This is a genomic window from Burkholderia sp., assembly GCF_018375725.1.
Classification (GTDB): Bacteria; Pseudomonadota; Gammaproteobacteria; order Burkholderiales; family Burkholderiaceae; genus Burkholderia.
This window is the reverse complement of sequence record NZ_JAHACR010000263.1, coordinates 1-5929: the sequence shown is the minus strand read 5'-3', so window position 1 is coordinate 5929 and position 5929 is coordinate 1. Positions and strand designations below refer to the sequence as shown.

Annotated in this window: 6 protein-coding genes and 1 pseudogene; 2 read left to right on the top strand and 5 right to left on the bottom strand. The window is 66.7% G+C overall.

Going from position 1 to position 5929, the window contains the following annotated elements:
• Window positions 1-313 precede the first annotated feature (313 nt).
• Window positions 314-613 carry a DUF4148 domain-containing protein gene (locus KH616_RS20190; RefSeq protein ID WP_292250199.1) on the top strand — a complete coding sequence of 100 codons (300 nt, stop codon included), beginning with the start codon at window positions 314-316 and terminating at the stop codon, window positions 611-613.
• A gap of 306 nt (window positions 614-919) precedes the next feature.
• Here the strand turns inward: KH616_RS20190 and KH616_RS20185 are convergent, their stop codons facing one another.
• From KH616_RS20185 to KH616_RS20165, 5 genes are all read right to left on the bottom strand, one after another.
• The gene (locus KH616_RS20185; RefSeq protein WP_292250197.1) at window positions 920-1849 is read right to left on the bottom strand and encodes an alpha/beta hydrolase; all 930 of its coding nucleotides are present in this window, start codon (window positions 1847-1849) and stop codon (window positions 920-922) included.
• 15 nt (window positions 1850-1864) lie between these two features.
• Complete coding sequence (locus tag KH616_RS20180; protein WP_292250196.1) at window positions 1865-2353, bottom strand: thioesterase family protein; 489 nt, start codon at window positions 2351-2353, stop codon at window positions 1865-1867.
• Between the two features lie 3 nt (window positions 2354-2356).
• Window positions 2357-3322 (bottom strand): L-carnitine dehydrogenase, encoded by a 966-nt coding sequence (locus KH616_RS20175; protein ID WP_292250195.1) that lies wholly within the window; start codon window positions 3320-3322, stop codon window positions 2357-2359.
• 75 nt (window positions 3323-3397) lie between these two features.
• Complete coding sequence (locus tag KH616_RS20170) at window positions 3398-4327, bottom strand: 3-keto-5-aminohexanoate cleavage protein (RefSeq protein ID WP_292250194.1); 930 nt, start codon at window positions 4325-4327, stop codon at window positions 3398-3400.
• Between the two features lie 65 nt (window positions 4328-4392).
• Entirely contained in the window at window positions 4393-5346 is a 954-nt protein-coding gene (locus tag KH616_RS20165) for a choline ABC transporter substrate-binding protein (protein ID WP_292250192.1), read from the bottom strand.
• Window positions 5347-5620: 274 nt separating this feature from the next.
• On the opposite strand from KH616_RS20165, the pseudogene KH616_RS20160 reads away from it, so the two are divergent.
• Window positions 5621-5908 (top strand): annotated as a pseudogene (locus KH616_RS20160) (GlxA family transcriptional regulator); the annotation flags it as partial.
• Window positions 5909-5929: the final 21 nt, after the last annotated feature.

Sequence of the window (5929 nt, the reverse complement as noted above, 5' to 3'; positions counted from 1 at the left end):
GCTCGCGCTCGCCGGCAGCAACTGACGGAGCGCCGGCGCAGTCGCGTCGGGCTTGCGGGCCGGCTGCGGCCAGCCCGGCAGGCGGCGTCGAAACGGGCTGGCAGGCGCCGGCGTCACGCGCTCATTCGTCAGATGTATTTCAGCCGCGCGCACAAGAATTTGCGAAGATCGATGCGGCGCCCGACTGTTACATCCCGCGCAAGAATTTATCGCAAAAATACGCGTTTACCCTAGATCCTCCGATCGCTAAGATTTAACCACTCGCTTAAGACATGGTGTCGGAAGCGAAACAGACAAAACACCGGAGGTCATCATGAAATCGCTCGTTTTCGCAGTCGTTGCCGCTACCGCCCTGTCCGCTTCGTTTGGCGCATTTGCCCAAAGCAGCCTGACCCGCGACCAAGTGCGCGAAGAACTGGTTCAACTCGAAAAGGCCGGTTACCAGCCGAGCCTCGCCAGCCCGCATTACCCGGAAAATGCGCAGGCCGCCGAAGCGCACGTCCATGGCGTCGACACCAGCGGCTACGGCGCGCAAGCCGCACCGGTCGTTCGTACCGGCCGCCCGGTCGCAACGACGTTCAACCCGCGCGACTCGATCTTCTTCGGCCAGTAAGCGCCCGCGCCCCTCGCGGGCGCCGTGCGTCACACGTCATCTCATGCCCGGACGAATTCATCGGCCGGGCTCGGCATTTTTGCCGACCGCATACCTCCGCCGCTCCGTCAGGGGCGGCTTCGCCCGGGCGCATGGCGTCCGGGCGCTTTTTCCGGGTTGTCGAACGAACATGCCCCGGAAACCATTGCGTCATTCGGCACGCACCATGCCGTCGTCGCCTCGCGGTGCCACGCTGCAGTCAACACGTCCGCCAGTCCGCGATGCGCACGGCCGCTGCCCGCATGACGCGGGCGGTCGAATCCCCCGCTACGCGCCGGGTGCGCGCAGGAATGCGCCGACCATGCGGTGCATCCGGGCCGCCTGCGGACTCGTGTCGAGTGCGCGCCAGCAGCCGTGTACCAGCCCTTCGCCCATCCAGAATCGCGCCGTGCCGCCAGCCGCACGAATCCGTTCGACATAGACGCGTGCATCGTCCCGCAACGGGTCGTGCTCGACGCCGACCGCCAGCACCGGCGGCAAACCGTCGAAACGTGCCGCATCGAGCGGAACGGTTCCGCGCGGCGGTATCCGTTCGCCCCAGTACAACGTGCGATAGCGATAGACGTCGGCCAGCGTCAGCATCGGCGCGTGCGCTTCGGTGTCGCGCGCCGGAAGCTGCGGCTCGAAGCCGAGCATCGGGTAGACGAGCGCGATGCCGTCGATCCCGCCGCGCCCGGTATCGCGCCATATCGTCGCGACGGCCGCGGCCAGCATCCCGCCCGCGCTGTCGCCCGCGAGCGTCAGCGGTCTTGCGAGCGCGCGGAACGGCAGACGCGCCGCGAGCGCGGCATCGGCAACGGCCAGCGCATCCTCAAGCGCCGCCGGCGCCGGATGCTCCGGCGCGAGCCGGTAATCGACCGCGATCACCGCGAGCCCCGTATCCGCCGCAAGACGCGCCGTGATCAGCGCATGGCTGTCGAGCGAACCGACGACGAAACCGCCACCGTGCAAAAACAGCACTGTGCCGCACGGCGCATCGTGTGCGGGCCGGTAGCAACGCAGCGCGATCGATCGCCCGTTCGACGCAGCGCATACTCCGTCCTCCCGAACGATTCCGGCCGGCAACGCGGCTGGCGTCCAGGCCGCCGCGAAGCGCTCGTAGACGCGGCGCTGTTCAGCGGGCGATCGCGCCGCCGCGCCGGCCGGATACCACGCATCGACCGCCGAGACAAACGCTGCGATGTCCGGTTCGAGCATCGTCTGCGCGCCGCGCTATCGGCGCGCCGGCAGGCCGATCGTGCGCCCCGCATACGCGGGCGCCGGCCAGTCGCGCTGCAGCGCGTGCAGCGCGCCGACCTGCTCGGCGACGTCCGCATCGAACGGCGCCGACTTCGGACCGTCGCGCGTATCGACATGCAGCAGCATCTGCTCGCTCGCGGAGACCGGCGCGTCGATACCTTCCGCAAACATCTCCAGATACAGATGCAGCCGCTTCGCATCGAATGCGAACACGCGCGCATCGACACGCACGCGCTGGCCCTCCTTGATCTCGTGCAGATAGGCGATGTGCGCCTCGAGCGTATAGACCGAGCGCCTGCGCGTCTTGCGCGCCGCATCGTCGAGCCCGATGCGATCCAGCAGCGCGTCGGTCGCGAAGCTGAAAATCAGCAAATAGAACGCATCGCGCAGATGTCCGTTGTAATCGACCCATTCCGGCCGCACGACGTCGCGGTAAATCGTCAGCGGGGTATCGAGCGTCATCGCCTAATCCTCGAATTGCATGCCGTGCCGCGCCTTGACCGCGGCGATCGCGTGCAGCACCTCGGTAATGCACTCGTCGCGGTAGCGCTCGAGCGCCTTGATGCTGTGCGTGCCCTGCTGTTCGGCCGTGCCCTCGACGACGCGGTCGATCAGCGTGTCGGTCAACCGGGGCGCGACGAGCTTCGTCCACGGCAGTTCGAGCGCCGGACCGAATTGCTGCATGAAGTGTCGCATGCCGGCTTCGCCGCCGGCGAGCGTGTATGTCAGGAACGTGCCCATGAACGACCAGCGGATGCCCGCGCCGAAACGGATCGCATCATCGATCTCGCCGGTCGTCGCCACCCCTTCGTCGACGAGGTGCAGCGCCTCGCGCCACAGCGCTTCGAGCAGCCGGTCCGCGATGAAGCCGGGCACTTCCTTGCGCACCTTGAGCGGACGCATGCCGAGATGTCGATAGATCTGCATCGCGGCCTCGACCGCATCCGGCGAGGTCCGTTCACCGCCCAGCACCTCGACGAGCGGCAGCAGATAGACCGGGTTGAACGGATGGCCGACGACGCAGCGCTCCGGATGCGTCGCGCGCGCATAGAAATCCGTCGGCAGAAGCCCCGACGTCGACGACGCGATGATCGCGCCGGGCTTGGCCGCGCGGCTGATCTGCTCGTGCAGTTCGCGTTTCAGCGCTTCGCGTTCAGGTGCGCTTTCCTGGATGAAATCGGCATCGGCGACGCATGCCTCGATGGTCGGGACGAAGCGCAGCCGCGCCGGATCGGCGCCCGGCTTCAGGCCCGCGCGCTCCAGCGCCGGCCACGCGTGCGCGATGTTCGCGCGCAGTTGCCGCTCCGCATCGGGCGCGGGATCCCACACGACTACGTCGAGCCCGTTCGCGAGTGCGCGGGCGACCCATCCGCCGCCGATCACGCCGGTGCCGATTGCTGCAAACGTCTTGATGTCGGTAATCAAAGCCATGACAAACGCATCCTTGAATTCGGTGGAAAACCGATGACGGCCGACTGCGCGCGGCCGTCGCCATGCCGCATGACGTCAGGCGAGCTCGGCGATCCCGCGGCGTTCGAGCGGGCGCTCGCCGCGCGCCGGCAGGCCAAGCTTGCGGCGCCCCTCGGCCGGCGTCAGAACGCGCCCGCCGAGACGTTCGACGATTTCACGCGCACGTTCGACGAGCGTGCCGTTCGACGCGTGCACACCGCGATCGAGCCACAGGTTGTCCTCGAGCCCGACGCGCACGTGACCGCCGAGCAGCATCGCCTGCGCGACCATCGGCATCTGCATGCGCCCGATACCGAAGCCGGCCCAGTGCGCGCCCGGCGGCAGGTTGTCGACCATCGCCTTCATCGTGCCGGTATCGGCCGGCGCGCCCCACGGAATGCCGAGGCACAGCTGGAACAGCGGCGGATCGTCGAGCAGGCCTTCCTTGAGCAACTGCTTGGCGAACCACAGATGCCCGGTATCGAAGATTTCCAGCTCGGGCTTCACGCCCAGCTCCTGAATGCGCTTCGCGCCGGCGCGCAACTGCGCGGGTGTCGACACGTAGATGTAGTCGCCATCGCCGAAATTCAGCGTCCCGCAATCGAGCGTGCAGATTTCGGGCAGCAGCGCTTCCACGTGTGCGAGCCGCGTCAGTCCGCCGACGAGATCCGTGCCCTTGCCGAAGCGCATCGGATGCTCGCCCGGACCGATTTCCAGATCGCCGCCCATGCCGGCCGTCAGGTTGATGATGACGTCGACGTCGGCCGAACGAATGCGGTCGACCACTTCCCGATACAGGTTCGGGTCGCGGCTGCCGCGTCCCGTCTGCGGATCGCGCACATGGCAATGCGCCACGGTGGCGCCGGCCTTCGCCGCCTCGATCGCGGCAGCCGCGATCTCCTTCGGCGTGACGGGAATCGCCGGATGCTTGTCGACGGTGTCGCCCGCGCCGGTGACGGCGCACGTCACGATGACTTCGTGGTTCATGCTGATGGCCTCATGCTGGTTGCGTCGTTGATCGTCGAAGGGCATCTGCGCGATGCCCGTGTCCGTCACATGCCGAGATATGCCCTGACGGCCGGCAGTCCGTCCTTGCCGTCGAACGTCTTCACGCCCGCGAGCCAGGCATCGAGCACCTGCGGATTTTTCCTGAGGTAGGCGCGCGCGGCGTCGGTCGGCTTGGTCTTGTTCATCACCGCCTGCATCAGCTGGTTTTCGAGCTGCGTCGAGAAGTGCAGGTTGCTGACGAGCTTGCCGGCATTCGGGCAGCGCGTGAGAAAGTCCGGCGACGTCAGCGTGTAGACGCGCGCCTCGCCGTAGTTCGGCCCGAACGCCGCATCGCCGCCCGACAGGTAGTTCATGTTGATCTGGATATTCATCGGATGCGGCTCCCAGCCGAGGAACACGATCCATTTCTTGTCGCGGATCGCCCGCTCGACGGTGACGAGCATCCCCGCTTCGCTCGATTCGACGAGCTTGAAGCCGCCGAGCCCGTACTGGTTCGTGTCGATCATCTTCTGGATCGTCGCGTTCGCGCTGCTGCCGGGCTCGATCCCGTAGATCTTGCCGTCGAGTTCCGCACGATGCCTGGCGATGTCCTCGAACGACTTCAGGCCGGCCTGATAGACGTAGCCCGGCACCGCGAGCGTCGCCTTCGCCCCGGACAGGTTCGGCGGCTCGATCACGTTGATCGACTTGCTGTCGAGGAACGGCTGAAGCTGATGCTGCTGCACCGGCCACCAGTAGCCGAGCGACACGTCGAGTTGCCGGTTCTTCAGTCCCGCGAACGAAATCGGCACCGACGCGATCGTCGTGGTCGGCTTGTAGCCGAGCGCCTCGAACATCATCGACGCCATCGCGGTCGTCGACGTGATGTCGGTCCAGCCGATGTCCGCGAAACGCACGGCGCGGCAGTTCGCCGGCTCCTGTTCGGCCAGCGAGGCGGTCGACCACGCACATGCCGCAAGCAACGCCGCGCCCAGCGCGACAAACTTTCTCGACTTCATGGCTCCTCCCGGTTCGACACAGCGGCCAGCGGGTGCGCGGAACGCATCCCGGGCTGCATCGTGGACTCCAAGGTAACGAGCCATATTCGTCGCAAGGCGACCGTCCGCGACGTTTTCTTGACTGGATGCGACTATGCGTAGAAACCACTAGATTGCGCGCAGCCCTTGCCGGACGGGCATTTCCGGGTGCGAAACCCTTGTCGGCGCTTGCTTGGCTGCGCCGTGGGCGCTAGGCTGCGACGGTCCGATTCCGTTCGCCTGAAACCCCACGCCCATGTCCGAGGATTTCCACTTCCTGCTGCTGCCGGGCTTCTCCGCCCTCGGCTTCATGTCTGCGCTCGAACCGCTGCGCGTCGCGAACCGCTTTCGCACGCAGCACTATCGCTGGCACGTGCTCAGCCCGGACGGCGCGCCCGTCGCGGCCAGCAACGGCATCCCGGTCGCCGCGGAAACCGCGTTCGCGGACGTCGCGCACACCGATACGCTCTTCATCGTTGCCGGCTTCGATCCGCTCACATGCTATTCGCGCGCACTCGGCGACTGGCTGCGGCAGCAGCACCGGCAATTTTGTAAGTAGGGATAC